We start from the raw sequence: 23,637 nt of genomic DNA, 5'->3' as shown, positions 1-23,637 counted from the left end.
TCATGCACACACCCCGGCATTGCGGGCTCCGCGCGGCAGGACGGCTGGTCGCCTTGCTCGCCGCACAGCTGGCAGCGCAGCTTGGCTCCACCGGCGCACAGGCCGCGCCCGGCGACGCAGCCCCAGGCCCGGCCAGCGCGCCGCAGGTGGTCGCCATCATCGGCCACTACGACAACGCCGTGGGCACTTCCGACGCGGCCAGCCAGGGCCGCATCACCTCCAGCCTGACCGCCAGCCGCCCCGCGCTGCGCACCGGCGAACTGCTCGAATTCGTGCCCGGCATGATAGTCACGCAGCACAGCGGCGACGGCAAAGCCAACCAGTACTTCCTGCGCGGCTTCAATCTGGACCACGGCACCGACTTCGCCACTTTCGTGGACGGCATGCCGGTCAATATGCGCAGCCATGCGCATGGCCAGGGCTACTCCGACCTGAACTTCCTGATCCCCGAGCTGGTGCAGCGCATCGACTACCAGAAAGGCCCCTACTTCGCCGACACGGGCGACTTCGCGTCGGCCGGCGCGGCGCGCATCCGCCTGGCGGACACGCTGCCGGGCATGGCCAGCATCACGCTGGGCGGCAACGGCTACCGCCGCGCCGTGGCGGCGGACAGCAGCGGCTACGCCGGCGGCCATCTGCTGTACGCGCTGGAGGCCAGCCGCAACGACGGCCCCTGGGACGTGCCGGAAGGCGTGCGCAAATACAGCGCCGTACTGCGCTACAGCGCGGGCGGCGCGGACCAGGGCTACAGCATCACCGGCATGGCCTACCGCAACCGCTGGCGCGCCACCGACCAGGTGCCGCAGCGCGCGCTCGACTCCGGCCTGACAGGCCGCTTCGGCACGCTGGACGCCAGCGACGGCGGTATCAGCAGCCGCTACAGCCTGTCCTACGCGCTGCACCGCCGGAACGCGGACAGCCGCTTTGAATTGAGCGCCTATGCGCTGCATTCCACGCTGGACCTGTACAGCAACTTCAGCTACCTGCTGGACAACCCGGTCCAGGGCGACCAGTTCCAGCAAAGCGAACGCCGCAACGTGGCAGGCGTTGACGCCAGCAACACCTGGCTGCACGAGGCGGGCGGCATTGCCATGCGCAGCAAGATAGGCCTGCAGGCCCGCTACGACAAGGTGGCCCCGCTTGGCCTGTACACCACCGCCGCGCGCGTGCGCACCGGCACCATCCGCGAAGACCGGCTCGACGAGGGCAGCGCGGCGCTGTATGCCGAGAACGTGGCCAACTGGCTGCCAACGCTGCGCACAGTGGCCGGCCTGCGCTACGACGCCTACCGCTTCAAGGTCGGCAGCAGCATTCCCGGCAACAGCGGCAAAGCCGGCAGCGGCATCGTCTCGCCCAAGCTGTCGCTGATCTTCGGACCGTGGGCGCGGACCGAATACTTCCTCAACTTCGGCAAAGGCTTCCACAGCAACGACGCGCGCGGCGTCACGCAAACCCGGCTGGCGGACGGCGGGCCTGCGCAGCCGGTCACGCCGCTGGCGGCCACGCGCGGCTACGAGGCGGGCTTGCGCAGCGAACTGCTGCCCGGCCTGCAAAGTTCGCTGGCGCTGTGGAAAATGGATAGCGCCTCGGAGCTGGTGTACGTCGGCGACGCAGGCGAAACGGAAGCGAGCGGCGCGAGCCGCCGCAGCGGCATTGAATGGAACAACCACTACATCGCCCGTCCCTGGCTGCTGTTTGACCTGGACCTGGCCACCTCCCGCGCGCGCTACCGAGACGCCCCGGCAACGGAGAACCGCATCAGCGGCGCCCTGGAACGGGCAGCGTCTTTCGGCGTGACGGTGACGGACCTGCAGCGCTGGTCCGGCGGCCTTCAAGTACGCTACTTTGGCCCGCGTCCGCTCACGGCGGACAACAGCGTGCGCTCGGCATCCACCACGCTGGCCTACGCGCGCCTGGGCTACAAGCTGAGTGCCCGCACCGCCGTGACGCTGGATGTGTTCAATCTGCTCGACAAGCAAGCCAACGATATCGAGTACTACTACGCGTCCCGCCTGCGCGGCGAGGCCGCCGGCGGGGTGGAGGACCGGCATATCCACCCGGTCGAACCGCGTACCTTCCGGCTCACGCTCACGCACCGCTTCTAAAGCAGCCGGACCCAGTTGCCTTTGTACAGGACCGGTCCGGTCGGGCCGTCGGGATTCGGCGAGCCGCCCTTCGGCTCCAGGCTGATGGCCAGCAGCTGCACGTCGCTGCCGATGGCGCGCTCGGACAGCGCCAGCCTGGCGCTGCGGTTGTCCGGCAGGATGCCCAGCGAACGCGGATTGCCCTGCTTGGGTATCGCCCACAGCTGCAGCGTCTTGTCGTCCGCCACCGCCACGCCGTTCACCACCCGCACCTCCATCACCTGGCGGCGGCTGTCGCCGGTCAGCAGGATGGCGGTTTGCGATTTCTCGTCCGTCAGCGTGGCGGCGTAGTTGATGGCCGCCGCCTGTTCGGACGGCGGCGCCAGCGTCAGCGTGAGCGCGACGGCAATGGCCAGCGCCGCCACCGCGCCCGTGGCCATGCTCAGGCCGCGCCAGTAGCCAAGCGACTCCTGGCGCCAGAACTGCCACGCGGGCGCCGGCGCAGCCAGGTGCAGGCGCCGTTCAATGCCGCGCCACACTTCCGCGCGCGGTTTCTGCTCGCCGGCGAACTCGGACAGCGGCAACAGCCGGTCCTGCCATTCGCCCACGGTGCGCCGCAGCGCCGCGTCGTTGTGCATATAGCCTTCAAAGCGGCGCCGCGCGCCGCCCCGCAGCGTGCCCAGCACATACTCGGCCGCCAGCTTTTCGCGCAGGCCTGGATTGCCACGGATATTCATGGCCGCTCCCCTTTCGCCAGGCAGGTCTTCAGGCGTTCCAGGCTGCGCCGTATCCAGGTCTTCACGGTGCCGATGGGGATGGCCATTTGCTGCGCCACTTCGCTATGCGACAGGTCGTGGTAAAACGCCATGCCGATCACTTGCCGGTGCAAGCCCTCCAGCATGGACATGCAATAGGCCAGCGCCTTGGCGTCGCTGCTGATCTGCAGCGCCTCGATCGGCGTCGCGCCGGGGTCATGCAGGGCATTCAGTATGGCGCTGTCAAAAGTATCCACGTCGATCTCCAGAGTACCGTCCACGCGGCGCAGCGCGTCGAGCGCCTTGTTGCGCACGATGGCCGCCATCCACGTCATGGGCGCGGCCAGCTGGCTTTGGTAACTGCGGGCGCTGTTCCATATGGAGACGAAACTCTCCTGCAGCACCTCCTCGGCCAGCTCGCGCTTATGCAATATACGCAGCGCGTAGCCAAACAGTTTCGGCGAAGTTGCGTCATACAGGGATCGGAATGCCTTGGCGTCGCGGGCGGCGGCGGCGGCCAGCCAGGCGCGCAGCTGCTGGGGGTCGTTAATGGGCGCTAATGCCACGGAAGGCCTCGTAGAAGCGAGCTGTTAAAGGGCGACGGAAAACGGCGCCGGCAGCTTGCAAGGATACCGTATTTCAGGGCGCCAGGCGCACGCAGTTGCGGCCGGCGCGCTTGGCCTCGTACAGCGCCTCGTCGGCGCGCAGATAGGCGGTGTCGAACGAGGTGCCGCAGGGGTTCCAGCTGATGCCCACGCTGGCCGTGACCGGGCGGTTGATGGGGGCGGCGAACACTTCGCGCGCGATGGCGTGGCAGACGCGCTCCCCGAGCAGGGCCGCTTCGGCGCCGTGGCGCGTGGGCCAGGCCACGGAAAATTCCTCGCCGCCCACGCGGCCTATGGCCACCTGGTCGCCCAGCAGGGCCACCAGGCAGCGCACCACGGCCTGGATCACGGCGTCGCCGGCCGGGTGGCCGAAGTCGTCGTTGACCTGCTTGAAGTGGTCGATGTCGAGCACGATCAGCGCCAGGTCGCCCTGCTCCAGCAGGCGGCTGGCGTGCTCGATCAGGGCGGCGCGGTTCAGCGCCCCGGTCAGCGGATCGTGCGTGGCGCGGTATTCCAGCTGGCCCGCCAGCTCGTGCAGCTGGCGGTTCAGCTGGTTCATGTCGCGCTCGGCGCGGTCGCTGCGCCGTATCAGGCGGCGCGTTTCGCGCATCAGGCGCTCGTAGTGCGCCATCATTTCGCCCAGCACGCGGCGGTACTCGGCCGCGCCGGCGCTGTCGTCCTCGTGCGCCGCGCGCGCGGCGGCCAGCACCGCGCTCTCGGCGGCGAACAGGTCCGGTTCAGCCATAAGGTCAGTTGTGCGCCACCGGATGGTTGCTGAAGTCCAGCGCGCCGAAATCGTCCTGCAGCTCCTGGCCGAATTCGAGGATGGTGTCGTCGTCCTCGTCGTAGTACCAGTTCAGGCGCACCGCGCTGCCGTCCATGGCGGCCTGGTTCAGCGCCTCGAACAGCGTGAACAGCATCTTGGTGCTGGAGCTGTTGAAGTAGGCCAGCGACACGTTGACGGTGATGTCGGCCTGGCCGCAACCGGCCAGGTAGGTGCGCACCTGTTCGATCACCGGGCCGTAGAACAGCGCAGCGTTTTCGGGATAGGACTCGCCCTTGATCGACAGCGTGTGCTGGTCGAAGCGGAAGTCGATCTCGGGCGAAGTGGGCGAAGCGGAGATGTAGTAGGGTTCCATGACGTTGGTTTCTTTTTCAGATGATGGCCTTGATGCAGAACACCGTGGTGTCCGGGTCGTGCGTCTCCTTGACGAACTCGAACTCCAGCGGCGCGCTGGCGTCGCGCGCCATGGTCAGGAAGCCGAGACCTGCACCCTTGCTGTCGGCAGGGGTTTCGTCGCGCAGCGCCTTCTTGTAGGCGGATTTGATTTCCTCCATGGTCATGCTGTGCAGCGGCTCCAGGCGCGCGCGGATGGCGTTCACGCTTTCGGTGGAGACCGGGTTGGCGCACAGCAGGAAGAAGCTGTCCTCGCGCATGCCGATGCAGAACGAGCCGCGCCGCATCTGGCTGGCCTGCGCGTGGTCCGGGGTCAGCGTGTCCGACGAGTAGTGCATGATGTTCTGCGACATTTCGACAAAGGACGAGAAGATGCGGCGCCGCGTCGGCCCCGCCGCGCCGGCCGTGTCCAGCCGCGCCTTGATGGTTTCGGCGACGGCGGCCACCACGTGCTGCGAGAAATAGCCCGCGTAGAAAAAAATGATGTTGCGCTTGCGCGCCACGTCCCAAAACTCGTTGAATTCTTCGTAGAGCAAAATCGTTCCTTCCTTAGGGACGGCAGCAGAAAAAAGTGAGGTCGTCGCGGCGCGGCTGCGCGCCTTGCCAGGACTGGAAGTCGTCCAGCAAGGCCTGGCTGAGCTGCGCGGCCGGCGCGCTGCGCTGGGCCAGCAGCACGTCGCGGATGCGGCGCTTGCCGTAGGCGATTTCGCGCGGGCCGCCGATCTGGTCGACCAGGCCGTCGGTGGTGATGAACAGCAGGCTGCCCGGCGCCACGTCCACCGTCCTGGCGCTCCAGCTGAAGCCGAACGGCGTGTCCACATAGCCCACGCCCATGCGGTCGCTGTCCAGCGTCTGCACGGCCGCCTCCATCCCGTCCTGGTCCGGCGGCAGCAGGTGCAGCGCCAGGCGGGCGCCGGCGAAACTGAGCTTGCGGCTGGCGGAGCCGAACCACAGGAAGGCGGCGTCCATGCCGTCGTCCGATTCGGTGGCGCCGCCCTGCCCTTCCATCTGGCCCAGCATGGATTTCACGCCCCGGCTCACCTCCGCCAGCAGCGCGGCCGGATCGCGCGGCCCCAGCGCCTGCAAGGCCTGCGTCAAGATCGACGAGGAGATCAGGGTCATGAAGGCGCCCGGCACGCCGTGGCCGGTGCAGTCGGCAATGGCGGCGAACCAGCCGTCCTCGTATTTGACGAAATAATAGAAGTCGCCGCCGACCACGTCGCGCGGCTGCCAGACCAGGTGCGCGTCCGGCAGCGTGTCGGCCAGCGCCGCGCGCGAGGTGCGCAGCATGGCGCGCTGGATCACGCTGGCGTAGTCGATGCTGTGCATGATCTGGCGGTTTTTCTCGGCCTGCATATTGGCCACCACATTCATCAGCTGCAGGCCGAAGCCCACGCCGCCCAGGGCGCCGCCGCGCGTGATGATGAAACCGTCCGCCAGCGCCTTCTCGCCCGACTCCACGGCGCGGAAGGTCAGCGCCTCGATGCTCATGGCCGCGTCCACGATCAGCGGCTCCTTGTCCATGAAGGCGATGCAGCTTTTTTTGCCGTACACCTCGTGGTAGAAGGGCTTGGACATCTGCGACATGAAGATGTTGCGGCTGATCAGGCCGATGGGCCGCTCGTTCTCGATCACCGGAAGGCTCATCAGGTCGCGCCGCTCGGTAAACAGCTCCAGCACGCCGAAATTGCTCATGTCCGACTGCACCGACACGGTTTCAATGCACAGGTCGGCCGCCGTCGACAGGCGGAAGCGGGGCAGATCCAGTCGCGATGCGTTGAACTCCACAGCCGGTTCCTTTAGAAAAAAACGGCCCGCACCGGGGAGTGTGCGGGCCTAAACATCCATAGTGGGAGAGAGATGAACAGCTGGCATCTTGCCATTCCTTTGTGACATCAGTGTGACGTCAGGGAAACATTGGGAGGTGGAAAGTAAGGCGTGCGGGAACGGCAGGGGTATACTGTCGGCCTCGAATAAAGCCCGCCGCGTAGACAGCGGCACAACAGTGCAGTCATGACAACAGCAAAAACCGCGGTGCAGTGCCGCCCCGGATGCGGGGCCTGCTGCACCGCCCCCTCCATCACCTCGCCCATCCCCGGCATGCCCAACGGCAAGCCGGCCGGCGTGCGCTGCATCCAGCTGGCCGACGATATGCGCTGCAAGATTTTCGGCCAGCCCGGGCGCCCCGCCTTCTGCGCCGGCCTGCAGCCGGCCGCCGACATGTGCGGCGCCAGCCGCGAGCACGCCATGCTGTGGCTGGCCGACCTGGAGCGCGCTACCGCGCCCTGAGCGGAGTTACTGGCCGCGCGGGCCTTTGTCGGCGCCCTTGTGGTCCTTCTGGCCGTCGTTCTTGTGGCGGCCGGCCACTTCGGCTTCCTCGGCGCGCTGCTGGTTCTTGGCGGCTTCCTGCTGCGCTTGCTGCGCCTCGCGCTGCTGCTGCTCGCGCGGATCGTTGCTGTGCTTCGTCATGGCTATCTCCTCGGGTGAGTGGAACAACCACCTTACGCCCCCGCCGCCACGCACACCGTGCGCTGGCGAACAGAGGCGGAGACAGCCCCGCGCCTCAGCTGAAGCCCGCCACCGGATGCGGCACATAGGCCGATTCCAGCAGCGCCAGCTCCTCCTTGGTGAGGCGCACTTTCAGCGCCTGCACCGCGTCGTCCACGTGGGAAAACTTGGCGGCGCCGATAATCGGCGCGGTCACCACGGACTTCTGCAGCACCCACGCCAGCGCCACCTGCGCGCGCGGGATGCCGCGCGCCTCGGCCACCTGCTTCACGCGCCCGGCCACCAGCCGGTCCGACGCTTCGGTGGCGGTGTACATCTCCTTGGCCACCAGGTCCGTGTCGGAACGCTTGCTGGCTTCGGCCCAGTCGCGCGTGAGGCGGCCGCGCGCCATCGGGCTCCACGGGATCACGCCTATGCCCTCGGCCGCGCACAGCGGCAGCATCTCGCGCTCCTCCTCGCGGTTGATCAGGTTGAGCTGGTTCTGCATGGTGGCGAAGCGCGTCCAGCCATGGAGGTCGGCCGTGTACAGCGCCTTGGCGAACTGCCAGGCGTACATGGACGAGGCGCCGATGTAGCGCGCCTTGCCGGCCTTGACGATGTCGTGCAGCGCCTCCAGCGTTTCCTCGATGGGCGTGCCGTAGTCCCAGCGGTGGATCTGGTACAGGTCCACGTAGTCGGTGCCCAGGCGGCGCAGGCTGTTGTCGATTTCCGCCATCAGCGCCTTGCGCGACAGGCCGCGCTGGTTCGGGCCTTTACCCTGCGGGAAGTAGACCTTGGTGGCGATGACCACTTCGTCGCGGCGGGCGAAGTCGCGCAGCGCGCGGCCGACGATTTCCTCGCTGGTGCCGTCGGAATAGGAGTTGGCGGTATCGAAGAAATTGATGCCCGCCTCCAGCGCGTGGCGTATCACGGGGCGGCTCTGCTCCTCGTCCAGCGTCCATTCATGGCTGCCCCGGTCCGGTACGCCGTAGGTCATGCAGCCCAGCGCCAGGCGCGATACTTTCAGGCCGGTGCGGCCCAGATTCACGTATTCCATGCAAGCTCTCCTTGTGGTGCGGCAGGCCACTATAGCGCGGCGGCGGCGATGTATCTATATCATGCATGGTAAAACAGAAACCACCATGGGTTGTAAATGAACGTAGTAAGCGAGGACGTATGAGAGGAATCGAACTTCGGCAGCTGCGCTATTTCTCGCTGGTGGCGAAGGAACTGCATTTCCGCCGCGCGGCGGAACTGGCCTTCGTCACCCAGCCGGCGCTGAGCCAGCAGATCGCCAAGCTGGAACAGACCGTGGGCGTGGAACTGCTGCGGCGCGACCGGCGCGGCGTGGAACTGACCCCGGCCGGCGTGGTGCTGCGCGACGAACTCGACACCATGTTCGAGCAGATGGAGCGCGCGCTGCGCCTCACGCGCGAAGCCGGCCATTACCGCAGCTGTTCCCTGTCCATCGGCCTGGTGGAATACACCAACCTGGTGTTCATTCCGCCGGCGCTGATACGGCTGCAGGCGCTGTACCCCAATATGCGCGTGCAGCGCCACGAGATGAGCTCAGTGCTGCAGGCGGACGCGCTGCAGAAGCACAGCATCGACGTGGGCTTCGGCGTGCAGGTGGCGCCGCTGCCGGAAGACGGCAGCCTGCTGGCCCAGCCCATCTTCGATTCCAGCTGGGCCGTGCTGGTGCGCGAGGACGCCCCGCTGGCCGCGCGCGCCAGCGTGACAGTGGACGACTTGCGCAATGAGCGCCTCATCATGTTCGAGCGCGGCGTGAATACGGTGCTGTACGACCGCATGGTGGACGCCTGCCGCGCGCGCGGCTTTATGCCCAACTTCGTGTACCAGACCTCGCAGGCCCAGATGGGCATGTCGCTGGTGAGCCAGGGCATGGGCACCATGGTCGGCACCACCTATGTGTTCTCGTCCCCGCCGGCCGGGCTGGTGGTGCTGCCGGTGGCGGACATGCCGCCGCTGCTGGTGCAGGTGTTTTCCCGCAGCGGCGAGGACCGCCAGCTGATCCTGGAGTTCATCGAGCTGGTTGCGGCTGAAGCCCGCCGCGCCCAGCTTGATCTTGCTGCGCGAAGCTGACCGCCACCGCCAGCCCGGTCGCCGCGATGCCCAGCGCGGACACGCCGTGCCAGGCCCACAAGCTCCACACCCATGCGGTAAGGCCGGACATGACCGCGGCGCCGATGAAGATGCCGAGTATATAGATGGTGCTGACGCGGCCGCGTATATCCTGCCCCAGGTGGTAAATCATGGTCTGGTTGGACACGTGGGAAGCGGTCACGCCCAGGTCCAGCAGCAGCACGCCCGCCACCAGCCCGGCCAGGTGCTGGCCGAACAGCGCCATCACCACCCACGCCAGCAGCGCCGAGCCGGTGCCCAGGCGCACCGCGAACACCGGGCCGCGCTTGTCCGCCACCTTGCCGAAGAGGGGCGCGGCAAAGGCGCCGGCCGCGCCGATCACGCCGAACAGGCCGGCCACGTCGCTGCCCATGTGGAAGCGCGGCGTCTCCAGGTAGAACACCAGCGAAATCCAGAAAGCGTTGAAGGCGCCGAACACCAGGCCCTGGCGCGCGGCCGCGTAGCGCACCACCGGCTGCTGGCGGAACACGGTCCAGATGGACGCCAGCAGGCGCGGATAGCTCAAGTCGCTGCGCGGCACGGTGGGCGGCAGGCGCCAGGCCAGCAGCGCCGTCATGAACAGCATCAGCGCGGCGGCGATCCAGTACACGGTGCGCCAGTCCGTGTAATGCCCGATATAGCCGCTGGCCGTGCGCGCCAGCAGGATGCCGGCGAAGATGCCGCGCGCCAGCAGGCCGGTGACGTGGCCGCGCTGCTCGTGACCGACGATCTTGGCCGCGTAGGCCGGCAGCAAGTAAGGCGTGATGGTGGTGACGCCCATCAGCGCGCTGGCCCAGGTGAGCGAGGGCGCGGACGGCGCCAGCGCCACCAGCACCAGCGCCCCCACATGCGCGCTGATCATGGCCAGTATCAGCTTGCGGTCATTGACGATATCGCCCAGCGGCAGGAACAGCAGCGCGCCGATGGCGATGCCGATCTGCGTAAACATGGGCAGCGCGCCCGCATAGGCTTCCGACACGCCCAGCGAACGGCCAATGTCGCCCAGCAGCGGCTGCGCGTAATAGCCGCTGGCGATGGACACGCCGCACACCAGCGCCAGCAGCGTAATGAGTCCCTTCGGGACCTCCTTGATTGTTTCCGTGGTAGTCATGGCGACCTCCTGCATTTCGATAGCGGAAGTATGGAATTGCCGCGCCGTTCAGGCCAATTCGACTTGTGCCGCCCTGTGATAAGCCCGGCTTATCAGGCACAAGGTACAATGCGGGCCGCACCCGATACGAGGGCATGGCGAACCCGGCCGCTCATGGTAAGCTTCGACGCCCTTTCCCATCACTTGCTATTACGACAAACATGGACATCACACTCGCGTTGCAGGCCTTCATCATGGGCCTGGTTGAAGGCTTCACCGAATTCCTGCCGATTTCCTCCACCGGCCACCTGATCCTGGCCGGCAGCCTGCTCAACTTCGTGGGCGAAAAAGTGAAAGTGTTCGAGATCGTGATCCAGACCGGCGCCATCGTCGCCGTCATCTGGGAATACCGGGCGCGCCTGGCCTCGGTGCTGAGCGGCATGTTCAGCGACGCCAAGGCGCAGCGCTTCATCATCAACCTGATCATCGGCTTCCTGCCGGCCGCCGTGCTCGGCCTGCTGTTCAACAAAGCCATCAAGGCGCACTTGTTCTCGCCCATCCCGGTGGCCAGCGCCTTCATCGTGGGCGGCTTCATCATCCTGTGGGTGGAAAAGCGCGCCAAGGCCAATCCGGCCGCCGTGCGGGTGCAGACCGTGGACGACATGAGCGCGCTGGACGCGCTGAAAGTGGGCTGCGCCCAGGCCTTCGCGCTGATCCCCGGCACCAGCCGCTCCGGCGCCACCATCATCGGCGGCATGATGTTCGGCCTGTCGCGCAAGGCGGCCACGGAATTTTCCTTCTTCCTCGCCATTCCCCTGCTGCTCTCGGCCACGGTATACTCGCTGTACAAGGAACGCGCGCTGCTGTCGGCGGCCGACTTGCCGATGTTTGGCGTCGGCATGCTGGCCGCATTCGTGTCGGCCTTCCTCTGCGTGCGCTGGTTGTTGCGCTATATCAGTTCGCACGACTTCACAATTTTTGCGTGGTACCGCATCATATTCGGGTTGGTGGTAATTGCCACCGCCTATTCCGGCCTGGTAGTGTGGGCCGACTAAGTTAATAAATGACCAATCAGGACACCAGCGAACGCGCCCTCAACCTCCTCCAGACCGTCTTCGGCTACCCAGCCTTCCGCGGCCAGCAGGGGGAAATTGTCGACCATGTCAGCAAGGGCGGCGACGCGCTGGTCCTGATGCCCACCGGCGGCGGCAAGTCGCTGTGCTACCAGATCCCGGCGCTAGTGCGCGACGGCGTGGGCGTGGTGATCTCGCCGCTGATCGCGCTGATGCAGGACCAGGTGGACGCGCTGGCCGAGGTGGGCGTGCGCGCCGCCTTCCTGAACTCCACCCAGACCTACGAGGAAGCCAGCCGCATCGAGCGCCTGGTGCGCACCGGCCAGATCGACCTGGTCTACGTGGCGCCCGAGCGGCTGATGACGCAGCGCTGCTTCGAGCTGCTGCAGGCGTCCAATATCGCGCTGTTCGCCATCGACGAAGCGCACTGCGTATCGCAATGGGGCCACGACTTCCGGCCCGAATACATCAAGCTGTCCATCCTGCACGAGCAGTTCCCCAACGTGCCGCGCATCGCGCTCACGGCCACGGCGGACCACCAGACCCGCGCCGAGATCGTGCAGCGCCTGCAGCTGGAAGACGCGGCGCAGTTCGTGTCCTCCTTCGACCGCCCCAACATCCGCTACCAGATCGTGGAAAAGGCCAACGGCCGCAAGCAGCTGCTGGACTTCATCACCGCGGAACACGGCGGCGACTCCGGCATCGTCTACTGCCTGTCGCGCAAAAAGGTCGAAGAGACGGCCGAAATGCTGAACGAGAACGGCGTGCGCGCCATGGCCTACCACGCCGGCATGGAACACGCCAAGCGCGCCGCCAACCAGGCCCGCTTCCTGCGCGAAGACAACATCGTCATGGTCGCCACCATCGCCTTCGGCATGGGCATCGACAAGCCGGACGTGCGCTTCGTATGCCACCTGGACCTGCCCAAATCGATCGAAGGCTACTACCAGGAGACCGGCCGCGCCGGCCGCGACGGCATGCCCGCCAGCGCCTGGATGGCCTACGGCCTGCAGGACGTGGTGCTGCAGCGGCGCATGATAGACGAATCCGAAGCCGACGAAACCTTCAAGCGCGTGCTGGGCACCAAGCTGGACGCCATGCTCGGCCTGTGCGAAACGCTGAGCTGCCGGCGCGTGCGCCTGCTCGAATACTTCGGCGAGCAGGCCACGCCCTGCGGCAACTGCGACACCTGTTTGATCCCCCCGGTGAGCTTCGACGGCACGGTGCCGGTGCAAAAGCTGCTGTCGGCCATCTACCGCGTCGACCAGCGCTTCGCCGCCGGCCACGTGATCGAAGTGCTGCGCGGCGTGGAAACGGAACGCATCAAGACCTGGCACCACGACAGCCTGTCCGTGTTCGGCATAGGCGCCGACCGCAGCGAGCAGGAATGGCGCGCCATCCTGCGCCAGGTGATCGCGCTCGGGCTGGTGACGGTGGACCACGAGCAGTACAGCTCCCTCAAGCTGACCGACGCCGCGCGGCCCGTGCTCAAGGGCGGGCAGAAAGTGCAGCTGCGGCAGTACCAGAAGCCGGTCAAGCAGAAGCGCTCCACGGCGGCGGCGGCCAAGGGCTATGCCGAGACCGAGCTGTCCGGCAAAGAGCAGACCATCTTCGACAAGCTGCGCTGGTGGCGGGTGGAGACGGCGCGCGCGCACAGCGTGCCGGCCTATGTGATCTTCGTCGACGCCACCTTGCGCGAAATCGCCAAGGCGCAGCCGACGTCGCTGGACGACCTGCGCGGCATCAGCGGCGTGGGCGAGAAAAAGCTCGCCTCCTATGGCGAAGAGATCGTCGCGCTGATTGCGGAAATGCTGTAGGGCCTAGGCGGCAACGATTTGCCGGTAGCGCCCCGGCGGCGCACCCACCGCCGCACGGAAGCGGTGGCTGAAATGGCTCAGATCCGCATAGCCGCAGGCATCGGCCACCTGCTGCAAAGGCAGGCCGGTTGATTTGAGCATGCTGCGCGCCCGGTCCAGGCGGCGCTGCGCCACCCAGGCCGACGGCGGCATGCCGAAGGACAGCTTGAACATGCGCGCCAGGTGGAACTCGGACATGCAAGCCACCTGCGCCAGCATGCCCAGCGTGATCGCCTCGGCCAGATGGGCATCGATAAACTCCGCCAGCCTGCGCCGCACCACCGGCGCCAGTCCGCCGCGCAGGCGCGCGCCAGGGTCTATCATCGACTGCGACTTCAGCAGCTCGCTCAAGGTGGCGTGCGTGATCTCGTTGGCGCGCAGCAGCGCATCGGCGCCCTCCCACGGCGCGGCCACCAGCTGCTCGCACAGCTGCACCAGGCGCGGGTCCTCAAAATAGGTGCGGTCGGCCAGGGTCAGTTCGCGCGGCTCACGGTCCAGCTCCATCACGGCGCGCTGCGTAAAATGCTCGGGCATGAAATACACGTGCAGCAAGCGCAGCTTGTCGCGCACCAGCCAGTGCGACTCATGCCAGTCCGGCAGCGTGCAGAGCCGCTTCGGCGCCCCATACTGCCCCGGCGCCACGCCCGCGCCGCCGCGTTCGGTGCGGTAGCCCCCGCCCAGATAGCACGAGAAGGTATGGTGTCCCGGCTGCAAGTAAGCGGTCACTTCCTCATCCGTCTCCCGCTGCCAGATCGCCGCCGCCAGGCCATCGCCCAGCCAGGCGAAGCGCTCCAGGGTCGCATCGGTATGCGACATGGTCCGGAACACCGCGTGAGAAAAAGTAGCCATCCGAAAAGTCTAGCACGCCCCCGCCGTTCGCTCCCGCCCCCTCACAAAAATTGCGCAAGATCAGACAATTCCCACAAGCAGCCTGAGCCGCATTCGGGGTCTGACCCCGAATGCGGCTCAGTTCGCTAATACGCGCCGGTAATTGGCACCTTGCCGCGTTTGGGGTCTGGCCCCGAATGCGGCTCAGGCTGCTTGCTTGAATTGCGCAAGCGGAGACAAGCGGCGGGGGCGCGCGGGCGGCATGATGCTAGCTCGTATTCAACCGGGCCTTGCCATGAACGCTTTTCTGTATCTGCTGACCGTCTTGATCTGGGGTACTACCTGGATCGCCATTAAATTCCAGCTCGGCGTGGTGCCGGCGCCGGTTTCCATCGCTTACCGCTTCTGGATCGCGGCGGCGGTGCTGCTGCTGGTGCTGTTTGCCATGCGTAAGAAGGTATGGCCGCCGCGCGCGGCCTGGCGCTACTTGGCGGCGCAGGGCGTGGCGCTGTTTTGCTGTAATTTCCTGTGCTTTTATTACGCCAGCCAGTGGGTGCCCAGCGGCCTCGTGGCCGTGGTGTTTTCCACCGCGCCGATCTGGAACGCGCTCAACGGCCGCCTGTTCCTGGGCCGCGCGCTGCGCCCGCAGGTGGTGGGCGGCGCGCTGCTGGGCCTGTGCGGCATCGCCCTGCTGTTCCTGCCGCAGATGCAGGGGCACTGGCGCGACGGCGGCATGCTGGCCGGCCTGGGCCTGGCCCTGCTGGGCACGCTCTGCTTTTCCACCGGCAACCTGCTGTCCAGCCGCATGCAGGCGCTCGGCCTGGCGCCGTGGCTGACCAATGTGTGGGCCATGATGATAGGCGCCGCCATCCTCACCCTGGGCTCACTGGCGCTGGGCATGCCGTTCACCTGGGAGCCGGGCGCGCGCTACACGGCATCGCTGCTTTACCTCGCCATTCCCGGTTCGGTCATCGCCTTCACCGCCTACCTGATGCTGGTCGGCCGCATCGGACCTGACCGCGCGGCCTATTCCACAGTATTATTCCCCATCGTGGCGCTGAGCGCGTCCACCATCTTCGAGGGCTACCACTGGACCGCACTGGCCTTGTGCGGGCTGGCGCTGGTCCTGGCGGGCAACCTGCTGGCCTTCATGCCGTCCTGGCCCGCGCTGGGGCGCACGGAGGCCCGCGCCAAATAGCACACTAGGAGAGCACATGCATGCGACCGGATTGGCCCTGATTTGTTTGCTGCTGCCGGCGTTGGCGCAGGCCGCGCCGGCGGACACGGTCTACCGCAACGGCTACATCTACACGGTGGATGCGCAGGACAGCGTGCAGCAGGCGCTGGCCGTGCGCGATGGCCGCATCGTCTACGTCGGCGACAACGACGGCGCGCAAGCCCACACCGGCGGCCAGACCCGCGTGATCGACCTGCAGGGCCGCATGCTGATGCCCGGCCTGGTGGACGGCCATATGCATCCGCAGTCCGGCGGCTCGCGCCTGCTCAACTGCAGCCTCGATTACGCGCCGCTGACGGTGCCGCAGTTCCAGGCCCGCATCCAGGCCTGCCTGGACAAGGAAAAGAACGCCAGCTCCAAGCGCTGGCTGCGGGTGGTGAACTGGTTCCAGCAAGGCATGCTGCCGGACGGCGTGGACATGACCAGCGCCGCGCTGGACAGCCTGAAAACCAGCCGCCCCATCGTCGTGCGTTCGTCCTTCGGCCACTCGGCGCTGCTCAATTCCAAAGCCTTGCAACTGGCCGGCATCACCCGCCGCACGCCCGATCCCGAAGGCGGCAAGATCGCGCGCGACGCCGCCGGCAAGGCCACCGGCATCCTGGAGGATGCGGCGCAGGACATGGTGAGCAAGTTCATGCCCGTGCTCACGCCCAAGGAAAACCTGGCCGCCTCCACCGCCGCGCTGGACGCCATGCGCAAGCAGGGCATCACCACCTTCCTCGACGCCTATACCGATCCCGAAACCCTGACCGCCTTCTCGCAGCTGCAAAAGCAGGGCAAGCTCACCGCGCGCGCCCACTTCGCGGTACTGATCGATCCGAAGGACGCCATATCCGGCAAGGCGTTCAGGGAACTGCGCCAGCTGGCCAAACAGTTCGACCAGGGCGCCACGCGCATCGAGCCGTCCATGCAGGTGCGCCATGCCAAGCTGTTCATGGACGGCGTGATCGCCGCGCCCGCGCTCACCGGCACCATGCTGGCGCCCTACTACACCAACCAGGGCACGCCGCAGCAGCCGCACTGGGCGCCGGGTTCGAGCAAGGGGCCGGACAGCTACTTCCCGCCCGCCCTGCTGCGCTCCACGCTGTCCAAGCTGGCCAAGGCCCGCATCGATCCCCACATCCACGTTGACGGCGACGGCGCCGTGCGCGACACGCTCAACGCGCTGCAGGCGCTGCGCGCCACGCCGGAGGGCAAGGACGTCCGCCCCGCCCTGGCCCACGACGAGATCGTGGACCCGGCCGACTTCCCGCGCTTCAAGCAGCTGGACGCCACGGCGGTGCTGTCCTTCCAGTGGGCCAAGCCCGCGCCGGACACCGTGGGCGCGCTGAAGGAATACATGGGCAAGGAACGCTACGCCATCGTCGAGCCGCAGTCGCTACTGCTGGACGCGGGCGCGCGCATCGCCTACGGCAGCGACTGGCCGGTCGATCCATTGGACATGTGGTTTGCGCTGAAAGTGGGCGTGACGCGCACCGCGGCGAAGGACGCCGGCCCCGAATACGCAGGCCGCCTGGGCGACGCGCCCGGCATGCCGCGCGCAGCGGTACTGCGCGCCATCACCATGAACGCGGCGTACACCCTGAGGCAGGAGAAGGAAACGGGATCGCTGGAGGTGGGCAAGCTGGCCGACCTCATCGTGCTGGACCGGAACTTCATGGAAGTCCCGGCCGAGGACATCGCCAACACCAAGGTCTTGCAGACCGTGGTGGGCGGGAAGACAGTGTACGGGCTTACTTCTTGGTGAAGACCAGGTCCCATACGCCGTGGCCCAGCTTCAGGCCGCGGTTTTCAAACTTGGTCAGCGGACGATAGGCCGGCTGCGGCGCGTAGCCTTCGGCCGTGTTCTGCAGGCCAGGCTCGGCGCTGAGCACTTCCAGCATCTGCACCGCATAGTCTTCCCAGTCGGTGGCCAGGTGGAGATAGCCGCCCACTTCCAGTTTTTGCACCAGATGCTGCACAAACGGCGACTGGATCAGGCGGCGCTTGTTGTGGCGCGCCTTGTGCCATGGGTCCGGGAAGTAGATATGCACGCCATGCAGCGAGCCGTCGGGGATCATGTGGTTCAGCACTTCCACCGCATCGTGCTGGATCGCCTTCAGGTTGCCCAGCTGCTGCTCGCCTATCAGTTTGAGCAAGCTGCCCACGCCCGGTGTATGGACTTCCACGCCGATGAAATCCTTCTCCGGCATCACGCCGGCGATGTGCGCCGTGGTGCCGCCCATGCCGAAGCCGATCTCCAGCACCACCGGCGCCTTGCGGCCGAAAACCTGCGCATAGTCCAGCGGCGCTTTGCTGTACTCGATCAGGAATTTCGGACCCAGCTCCTCCAGCGCGCGCGCTTGCGCGGTGGACAGGCGGCCGGCGCGCGTGACGAAGCTGCGGATGCGGTGTTCGGTCGGGTCATACAGCATGGCGCGTGCCGGGCTGCCCGGATTGTCGTTTGGAGTATCGGAAGACATGTAGATGTAAGTAAAAGGCCAATCGGATGGCAAATTCTAAGGACGATCCGCCATTATACGTGACCTCCACCCGCGCGCCCCGGCCTGCGATAATACGGCTTTGACCGACTAGCCCCCTCCGACGATGACCGACGCAATCCTTCTTGCCATAATGGCACTGTCCCTGGCCGCCATGTATCTGCTGCTGAAAAAAGGCTTCCGTCCCGCCGCGCCGCCCGCAGCCAAGGCGCCCGGCCCGGCCTACGTGCCCGCGCAGCCGGGCGAGCCGGTCAAGCACTGGTCCGACGGCGGGCGCATGCTGACCGAAGTGCTGGCCGAGTCGCGCTACCAGGCCACGGTGCGCGAGCTGGCCGGCGAGCATGGCGACCAGGGCGCCGACACCCGTTTGCAGGCCGTGCTGGCGGTGGACCCGCTCAACCCCTACGACGACAGGCCGGTGGCGGTGTTCGTGGCGGGCCGCATGACGGGCTATCTGTCGCCCAAGGACGCGCAAACCTTCCGCGAAATCCAGCGCCGCGAGGAAATCGACGGCCAAGCGATCTCATGCGATGCGGCAATACGCGGCGGCTCAGTTTGGCAGGGCAAGCATTTGGCGTATGCTGTGTGGCTGGACATGGACTTGTCCCGTTGAATGCAATCCTTATCAGAGTGATACGCAATGACTACCGTTACCATTAATTTCAGCCAAGCCACGCTCAACACGCTGGAGGCCTACCGCGCCACGCATACGCCGCTGACGCTGGCGGGCGAGTTCGACAAGCTCATCAAGGCCGGCTACAACTTCAGCTCCACCCACGCGGTCTACACCGGCGGCTCGCTGGCGGGGCCGGACGGCTACCTCGACTACCCGGACGGCAGCTTCCAGACCTTCGCCGGCCTGGTCAACACCACGCCCGGCGCGGCCAGCGGCACCTTCTCGGCCGGCTCGCTGGAAGACCACATCTCGGGCAACTACCGCCTGGTGTACGACGGCCAGCTCAATTTCGGCTACAGCACCTCCGCCAGCAACGGCCTGCTGCTCAGCAACAAGGGCGGCACCATCAACACGCTCACGCTGCAGCAGCTGATCACGGCCGGCACGGCCGGCTACGACAACACGATCGGCAACACCGTGCTGAAAGCGCACGGCAGCGTGACCAGCAGCGACGGCAACCTGTTCTCCGGCGTGGTGGACACCCTCACGCGCACCACCGAAATGTTTGAAGAAGGCGGCCGCATCACGGGCGACTTCACCGTGTCCGGCAACTCCACCGCCATCGGCCAGGGCACCGCCAGCACCGCATTCGGCGGCACGCTCAGCTCCTACGCCCAGTACTACACCGACGGCAGCTCGGCCCTGATCAGCGCCGCCGCCATCGCCGTCACCGGCAGCACGGTCGCCAACGAACAGCAGCTGCTGGCCAACGCCGCCAACTTCGGCGGCGACGACTCCATCGCCGTGACGCTGCCCGCCACCGTCGGCACCAACTGGCTGATCGCCTCCGGCGCCGGCGACGACCGCATCAGCATCACCGGCGGCGGCGCGCGCCTGTCGGTTGACGCTGGCAGCGGCAAAGACATCATCGTCATGAACGATTACGGCCACGCCATCGACGGCGGCGCCGGCGTCGACACGGCCGTCTTCGCCGGCAACCGCGCCGCCTACGCCGTCACCGGCGCGAACGGCGCATTCAGCGTGAGCGCGGCGGCCGGCGGCGGCGCCAACACCCTGGCCAACGTCGAGCGCATCCAGTTCGCCGACGGCGGCCTGGCGCTGGACGTCAACGGCAGCGCGGGCCAGCTCTACCGGCTGTACCAAAGCGCCTTCAACCGCGCCCCGGACGCCGCCGGCGCCGGCTTCTGGCTGACCGCCCTGGACAACGGCACCACGCTGAAACAGATCATCGGCGGCTTCTCCACCGCGCAGGAGTTCATCAACCTGTACGGCGTCAACACCAATTTCGACACGCTGGTGACCGCGCTCTACGTCAACGCCCTGGACCGCCAGCCGGAAGCGGCAGGCAAGGCCTACTGGATCAATGCGCTGGAACACGGATTGAGCGTGGTGGATATGGTGCTGGAGTTTTCCGAAAGTCCGGAGAGCCACACGCTGAACGCCGGGCTGATCGCCAACGGCTTTGCGTACACGCCGTATGGCTAGGAGAGTGTGGAGCGGGTGAAGGGGATCGAACCCTCGTCGTAAGCTTGGGAAGCTTCTGCTCTACCATTGAGCTACACCCGCATGCCTCGCATTCTACGCGGATTTCAACGCTGTTGACAACGTTGCTGCATGGCCGCTGTAGTCGAAAGTGTGATGGCCGATGTCACCAAAGGGGACCTCGAATTACTGGCAAATCGGCCCCAAGCATGACGCCGAAAATGCCCATGGGGGCGCAGACGCGATCCGTCGGGCCGATTGGTTGGCCATCTCGCCATCGAAACCGCCTGTTCTCCGCACTCCAGGCGGACTACGGGCGTTAGAACGCCTCGACGTTGGCCTCCTTCAGGTAGGAAAGGCGGCGCAAATTGTAGGCCGCGACCTTCCAGTTCAGATGTAGCGTGGCGCGTGCCAGGCCGATCGAGCGCAGCACCTTGCCGCCCAGTTGCGCCAGGCCGGCAAAGACATGCTCGACGCGGGCGCGCGGCTTGGCGATGCGGCGGTTGCGCCGCTCTTGCGCCGCCGATAGCGGATTGTCCTTGCTGCCTTTGCGCTGGATATGCATGCGCCAGCCTTCGCCCTTCAGCCGGGCCTCGCGCTTGCCGTTGACATAGCCCTTGTCGGCATAGACATCGCGGCTGGTATTGCAGGGATCGAGCACGTCCTCAAGGTGCAGGGTGTCGTGTTCGCTTGCGGTGCAGACCTTGATTTTGCGGATCAACTTGTACCGCTTGTCGGCACTGGCCGAGAGCTTGTAGCCGAAGAAGGACTTGCTATGTTTCTTGGTCCAGCGTGCGTCGGTGTCTTTCTGGCGCCGTTTGGCAGGCTTCCAGTGAGCAGGCGTTTCGCCCTCTTTCACGGCGTCCTTTTCCTCTTTGCTCAGCGATTGCTTTGGTACCTGCACGAAGCTGGCGTCGATCATCTGGCCGCCGCGCGCGATGTAGCCATGCTTGGCCAATTGGCGGTTGACCGCGTCGAAGATGCTTTCGCTGGCGCCAGCTTCGATCAGGCGTTCCTTGAAGGTCCAGATCGTGGTCCGGTCCGGAATCTGGCTGCTGGCGCGCAAGCCAACAAAGCGCTGGAAGCTCAGCCGATCCAGCAGCTGGAACTCCATTTGCTCATCGGACAGGTTGAACAGCTGCTGGATCAGCAGCACCCGCACCATCAGTTCGGTTGGAAACGGCGGGCGGCCGCCGCGCTCACGGCTGGGTCTCGGTGCTGCGTGGTCGACTCCGGCAGCCAGCGCCGCGAAGTCAACGTGCTGCTCCAGCAATCGCAGCGCGTCGCCAAGCTTGTTTAGCTTCGCTTCGCGCTCTTGGTCGGCAAACAGGCTGGTTTTGATCATCGGAAGAAGGTCGGTGTTAGCTCAACGACATCATGCCATCTTCGCGGAGGTTTTTCGAGGTCCCCCAAAGTGTGATGGCCGATTGAACATTTCCATTTTGTTAAATCCAAATCCAGCCAGCCTGAACTCAGAAGTCAATTCACACCTTGTTCATTTCGCAAAATACTTCCGCTAAGCATTTGCTTTTCCTTCTCGCAACATTCATAATCATTCAACTCAGTTACGCGTATTGTGGTTGTTATTTTAATAACGAACCATCGTCGGGCGTATCGCCAGACGGGAAATAATTGATAGACATCGGCGGCACGAAGCAGGCCACGCGCCCAACTTCGCTCCGTTCGTCACTCGTTGGGCGCGTGGCCTGCTTCGTGCCTGTAATTAATGGTAGCTGAGTCTGCCTATGACGCTAAAAGTAATTGAATCCTTCATAGCGACAGTCGACCCCAAAAAGGCGACTGTCGTTTCTTTTCCCGAGTTCATTGCGATATTCGGCGGTGCAATATCGCCCAAGAAAAAAAATAAAGCAAAATCCCAAAGAGATTCGTTTGTTCGTTGGTGGACAGAAAATAGACAAGAACAAGCTGAATTATTATTACTTCCAGAGAACTACAACGACTGGAATGATTTTAATACTTATTCTGATTTATTGTTATTCGAGAAAGATTTAGGCTACTTAACTAGTGCTGTTCTAGTCTTTCTTGAAGCACCAGGCGCAATTGCTGAGCTAGGAGCCTTTTCTCAAATTGATTCATTGAGTGAGAGACTAGTTGTTGTTGTGAAAAGCACGCACCATCCCATAAATTCCTTCATCAGTTTGGGACCAATTCGCAGCCTTGAGAATACACAAAAGCACGAAAATAGCGTTTGTGTGATACCAGACCTTAAACCAGAAGATCTTCCCAAACACATTTCGGTTATCATCGCAACACTGGATAAAAAACGAGGCCGGACCAAGCCTAGTTCAGCATTCACTGCAACAAACTCCCAGCATGAAATCCTCTTAGTTCTCGATTTGGTAAATCTTTTTCTTGTTTGCCAGATAAACGAATTGCAGAAAATTTTACTACATTTTGGAATTGACATTAGAATTACAAGATTGGAGCAAATACTATTTTTGCTGCAAAAAACGGAGCTAATCGTTTGCCATAGATATGGTGACAACCCCTATTACGTACCAAAGAAATTTCGGAAGATTTACGTCGATTACACCACGACTAGGCCTGGGGAAAATTTCAAACGCGAAAGATTCAAGGCGATAATTTGGAAAGAAATCCAGAGCGATATTTTCAGAAAAAATGTCTTTGAATTAGTGCACAAGGGAGATGAGAAAAGATGACTCTCCTTAAAAAAATGTCGATAGATTTACCATTTTCCACCGACGAATTAACTCAATTAATATCTACTGCCCGCTACCGTTACAAGGTATATCAAATACCAAAGAGACAGCCAAATAAATTTCGCACGATAGCTCAGCCTTCAGCGGAAATAAAGATTATACAGCGATGGCTGATGAAGAATGTTCTATCATCTCTCCCTATTCATCAAAGTGCAACCGCGTACCGCCAAGGTGTATCTATCGGAGATCATGCTGCAGTTCATGCTGGGAAGAATTTTCTATTGAAATTAGATTTTTCTGATTTCTTCCCGTCTATTTCTTCAACTGATGTGCAAAAACATTTAATGCAAGTCGGCAAACTCTCAGAGGATGATGCGCAACTGGTAACACGTGCTGCGTGTTGGTATGACAGGGTAAATAAGAAATTATGCTTGTCCATTGGGGCACCGAGTTCCCCATTATTATCCAATTCAATTCTCTATGATTTTGACAAAAAAATCGTACAATTATTAAGAGGAAAAAAGATAGCGTATAGCAGATATGCTGACGATCTCGCATTTTCTACCAACCGGGCGGACGTACTATTAGAAATCCCTAAGCAGGTTCAGGACATTGCAGATCAGCTTTCCTACCCAAAATTAAAAATAAATCCCTCCAAGACAGTATCGACCTCACGTGCCTGTAGACAGTCTTTGGTTGGATTGATTTTAACCCCTACAGGTGAGGTTTCATTAGGAAGAGATAAGAAGAGACGACTTCGCTCGGAACTTTATCGATTCTCAAAAGAACTCTTGAGTGCATCGGAGCATCCAAGATTACGTGGCGAGCTTGCTTTTGCTTGGTCCGTTGAACCGACGTATATTTTATCGCTTGTTCGACAATTTGGCACGCCAATTTTCAGGAAACTAGATTTACCTTTTGGTTGCGATGTGCAATAAATTTCTTATTTATTTCAATCAGGCACTTCTATAAACTTTTCAAATAGCTTGAGCTGCTCAGCGGCACTCAAAACTTCATCAATAA

The 23,637-nt window shown here is 63.9% G+C and carries 23 protein-coding genes and 1 tRNA gene; 11 read left to right on the top strand and 13 right to left on the bottom strand.

Features of this window, described 5'->3' with window-relative positions:
• Window positions 1-2 precede the first annotated feature (2 nt).
• Window positions 3-2,105: a TonB-dependent receptor gene (locus AC07S4_RS10820; protein WP_494986649.1), complete on the top strand. Its 2,103-nt coding sequence runs from the start codon at window positions 3-5 to the stop codon at window positions 2,103-2,105.
• On the opposite strand, the gene AC07S4_RS10815 is transcribed toward AC07S4_RS10820, so the two are convergent.
• From AC07S4_RS10815 to AC07S4_RS10790, 6 genes are all read right to left on the bottom strand, one after another.
• Window positions 2,102-2,821: an anti-sigma factor gene (locus AC07S4_RS10815; RefSeq protein ID WP_494986648.1), complete on the bottom strand. Its 720-nt coding sequence runs from the start codon at window positions 2,819-2,821 to the stop codon at window positions 2,102-2,104. The two genes, AC07S4_RS10820 and AC07S4_RS10815, sit on opposite strands and share 4 nt — an antisense overlap.
• Window positions 2,818-3,405, bottom strand: a complete 588-nt coding sequence (locus tag AC07S4_RS10810; RefSeq protein ID WP_494986647.1) for a sigma-70 family RNA polymerase sigma factor — start codon at window positions 3,403-3,405, stop codon at window positions 2,818-2,820. The genes AC07S4_RS10815 and AC07S4_RS10810 overlap by 4 nt, the downstream gene beginning before the upstream one ends.
• Window positions 3,406-3,478: 73 nt before the next feature.
• Window positions 3,479-4,189 carry a GGDEF domain-containing protein gene (locus AC07S4_RS10805; RefSeq protein ID WP_494986646.1) on the bottom strand — a complete coding sequence of 237 codons (711 nt, stop codon included), beginning with the start codon at window positions 4,187-4,189 and terminating at the stop codon, window positions 3,479-3,481.
• A gap of 4 nt (window positions 4,190-4,193) precedes the next feature.
• Entirely contained in the window at window positions 4,194-4,583 is a 390-nt protein-coding gene (locus tag AC07S4_RS10800) for a DUF1987 domain-containing protein (protein WP_494986645.1), read from the bottom strand.
• A 16-nt stretch (window positions 4,584-4,599) separates the two neighbouring features.
• On the bottom strand, window positions 4,600-5,157 hold the full coding sequence (locus AC07S4_RS10795; protein ID WP_494986644.1) for a SiaB family protein kinase: 558 nt from the start codon (window positions 5,155-5,157) through the stop codon (window positions 4,600-4,602).
• 13 nt (window positions 5,158-5,170) lie between these two features.
• On the bottom strand, window positions 5,171-6,409 hold the full coding sequence (locus tag AC07S4_RS10790) for a SpoIIE family protein phosphatase (protein ID WP_494986643.1): 1,239 nt from the start codon (window positions 6,407-6,409) through the stop codon (window positions 5,171-5,173).
• 225 nt (window positions 6,410-6,634) lie between these two features.
• Here AC07S4_RS10790 and AC07S4_RS10785 point away from each other — a divergent pair, with 225 nt between their 5' ends.
• Window positions 6,635-6,910: a YkgJ family cysteine cluster protein gene (locus tag AC07S4_RS10785; RefSeq protein WP_494986642.1), complete on the top strand. Its 276-nt coding sequence runs from the start codon at window positions 6,635-6,637 to the stop codon at window positions 6,908-6,910.
• Between the two features lie 6 nt (window positions 6,911-6,916).
• Here the strand turns inward: AC07S4_RS10785 and AC07S4_RS10780 are convergent, their stop codons facing one another.
• Together AC07S4_RS10780 and AC07S4_RS10775 are read right to left on the bottom strand one after the other, a co-directional pair.
• Window positions 6,917-7,090: a hypothetical protein gene (locus AC07S4_RS10780; RefSeq protein ID WP_494986641.1), complete on the bottom strand. Its 174-nt coding sequence runs from the start codon at window positions 7,088-7,090 to the stop codon at window positions 6,917-6,919.
• Window positions 7,091-7,184: 94 nt separating this feature from the next.
• The gene (locus AC07S4_RS10775) at window positions 7,185-8,165 is read right to left on the bottom strand and encodes an aldo/keto reductase (protein ID WP_494986640.1); all 981 of its coding nucleotides are present in this window, start codon (window positions 8,163-8,165) and stop codon (window positions 7,185-7,187) included.
• 119 nt (window positions 8,166-8,284) lie between these two features.
• Here AC07S4_RS10775 and AC07S4_RS10770 point away from each other — a divergent pair, with 119 nt between their 5' ends.
• Window positions 8,285-9,211 carry a LysR family transcriptional regulator gene (locus AC07S4_RS10770; RefSeq protein WP_494986639.1) on the top strand — a complete coding sequence of 309 codons (927 nt, stop codon included), beginning with the start codon at window positions 8,285-8,287 and terminating at the stop codon, window positions 9,209-9,211.
• Here the strand turns inward: AC07S4_RS10770 and AC07S4_RS10765 are convergent.
• Entirely contained in the window at window positions 9,150-10,361 is a 1,212-nt protein-coding gene (locus tag AC07S4_RS10765; RefSeq protein ID WP_494986638.1) for an MFS transporter, read from the bottom strand. The genes AC07S4_RS10770 and AC07S4_RS10765 overlap by 62 nt on opposite strands.
• A gap of 200 nt (window positions 10,362-10,561) precedes the next feature.
• On the opposite strand from AC07S4_RS10765, the gene AC07S4_RS10760 reads away from it, so the two are divergent.
• Together AC07S4_RS10760 and recQ are read left to right on the top strand one after the other, a co-directional pair.
• Complete coding sequence (locus tag AC07S4_RS10760; RefSeq protein WP_494986637.1) at window positions 10,562-11,395, top strand: undecaprenyl-diphosphate phosphatase; 834 nt, start codon at window positions 10,562-10,564, stop codon at window positions 11,393-11,395.
• Between the two features lie 8 nt (window positions 11,396-11,403).
• The gene (gene recQ / locus AC07S4_RS10755) at window positions 11,404-13,230 is read left to right on the top strand and encodes a DNA helicase RecQ (protein ID WP_494986636.1); all 1,827 of its coding nucleotides are present in this window, start codon (window positions 11,404-11,406) and stop codon (window positions 13,228-13,230) included.
• Window positions 13,231-13,233: 3 nt separating this feature from the next.
• Here recQ and AC07S4_RS10750 read toward each other — a convergent pair whose 3' ends face one another.
• The gene (locus AC07S4_RS10750; protein WP_494986635.1) at window positions 13,234-14,118 is read right to left on the bottom strand and encodes a helix-turn-helix domain-containing protein; all 885 of its coding nucleotides are present in this window, start codon (window positions 14,116-14,118) and stop codon (window positions 13,234-13,236) included.
• Window positions 14,119-14,392: 274 nt separating this feature from the next.
• Here AC07S4_RS10750 and AC07S4_RS10745 point away from each other — a divergent pair, with 274 nt between their 5' ends.
• Entirely contained in the window at window positions 14,393-15,295 is a 903-nt protein-coding gene (locus AC07S4_RS10745) for a DMT family transporter (RefSeq protein WP_494986634.1), read from the top strand.
• Between the two features lie 16 nt (window positions 15,296-15,311).
• Window positions 15,312-17,081, top strand: a complete 1,770-nt coding sequence (locus AC07S4_RS10740) for an amidohydrolase (protein ID WP_494986633.1) — start codon at window positions 15,312-15,314, stop codon at window positions 17,079-17,081.
• Here AC07S4_RS10740 and trmB read toward each other — a convergent pair.
• Window positions 17,068-17,748: a tRNA (guanosine(46)-N7)-methyltransferase TrmB gene (gene trmB / locus AC07S4_RS10735; protein WP_494987131.1), complete on the bottom strand. Its 681-nt coding sequence runs from the start codon at window positions 17,746-17,748 to the stop codon at window positions 17,068-17,070. The genes AC07S4_RS10740 and trmB overlap by 14 nt on opposite strands.
• A gap of 199 nt (window positions 17,749-17,947) precedes the next feature.
• On the opposite strand from trmB, the gene AC07S4_RS10730 reads away from it, so the two are divergent.
• The gene (locus AC07S4_RS10730) at window positions 17,948-18,427 is read left to right on the top strand and encodes a hypothetical protein (RefSeq protein WP_494986632.1); all 480 of its coding nucleotides are present in this window, start codon (window positions 17,948-17,950) and stop codon (window positions 18,425-18,427) included.
• Between the two features lie 27 nt (window positions 18,428-18,454).
• A complete protein-coding gene (locus tag AC07S4_RS10725) occupies window positions 18,455-19,936 on the top strand; it encodes a DUF4214 domain-containing protein (RefSeq protein WP_494986631.1) in 1,482 nt (493 codons plus the stop codon).
• Window positions 19,937-19,943: 7 nt separating this feature from the next.
• On the opposite strand, the gene AC07S4_RS10720 is transcribed toward AC07S4_RS10725, so the two are convergent.
• A tRNA-Gly gene (locus AC07S4_RS10720) sits at window positions 19,944-20,017 on the bottom strand.
• Window positions 20,018-20,252: 235 nt separating this feature from the next.
• Window positions 20,253-21,278, bottom strand: coding sequence for an IS5 family transposase (locus AC07S4_RS10715; RefSeq protein WP_494986630.1), 1,026 nt, complete (start codon window positions 21,276-21,278; stop codon window positions 20,253-20,255).
• A 400-nt stretch (window positions 21,279-21,678) separates the two neighbouring features.
• Here AC07S4_RS10715 and AC07S4_RS10710 point away from each other — a divergent pair, with 400 nt between their 5' ends.
• Both AC07S4_RS10710 and AC07S4_RS10705 read left to right on the top strand, forming a co-directional pair.
• Complete coding sequence (locus AC07S4_RS10710) at window positions 21,679-22,614, top strand: retron St85 family effector protein (protein WP_494986629.1); 936 nt, start codon at window positions 21,679-21,681, stop codon at window positions 22,612-22,614.
• On the top strand, window positions 22,611-23,552 hold the full coding sequence (locus tag AC07S4_RS10705) for a retron St85 family RNA-directed DNA polymerase (RefSeq protein WP_494986628.1): 942 nt from the start codon (window positions 22,611-22,613) through the stop codon (window positions 23,550-23,552). The genes AC07S4_RS10710 and AC07S4_RS10705 overlap by 4 nt, the downstream gene beginning before the upstream one ends.
• Window positions 23,553-23,637 lie beyond the last annotated feature (85 nt).

Source organism: Pseudoduganella sp. GW821-FHT05F09 (assembly GCF_059419605.1).
The sequence above is the reverse complement of the archived record's forward strand: the minus strand, read 5'-3'. Positions and strand labels throughout refer to the sequence as shown.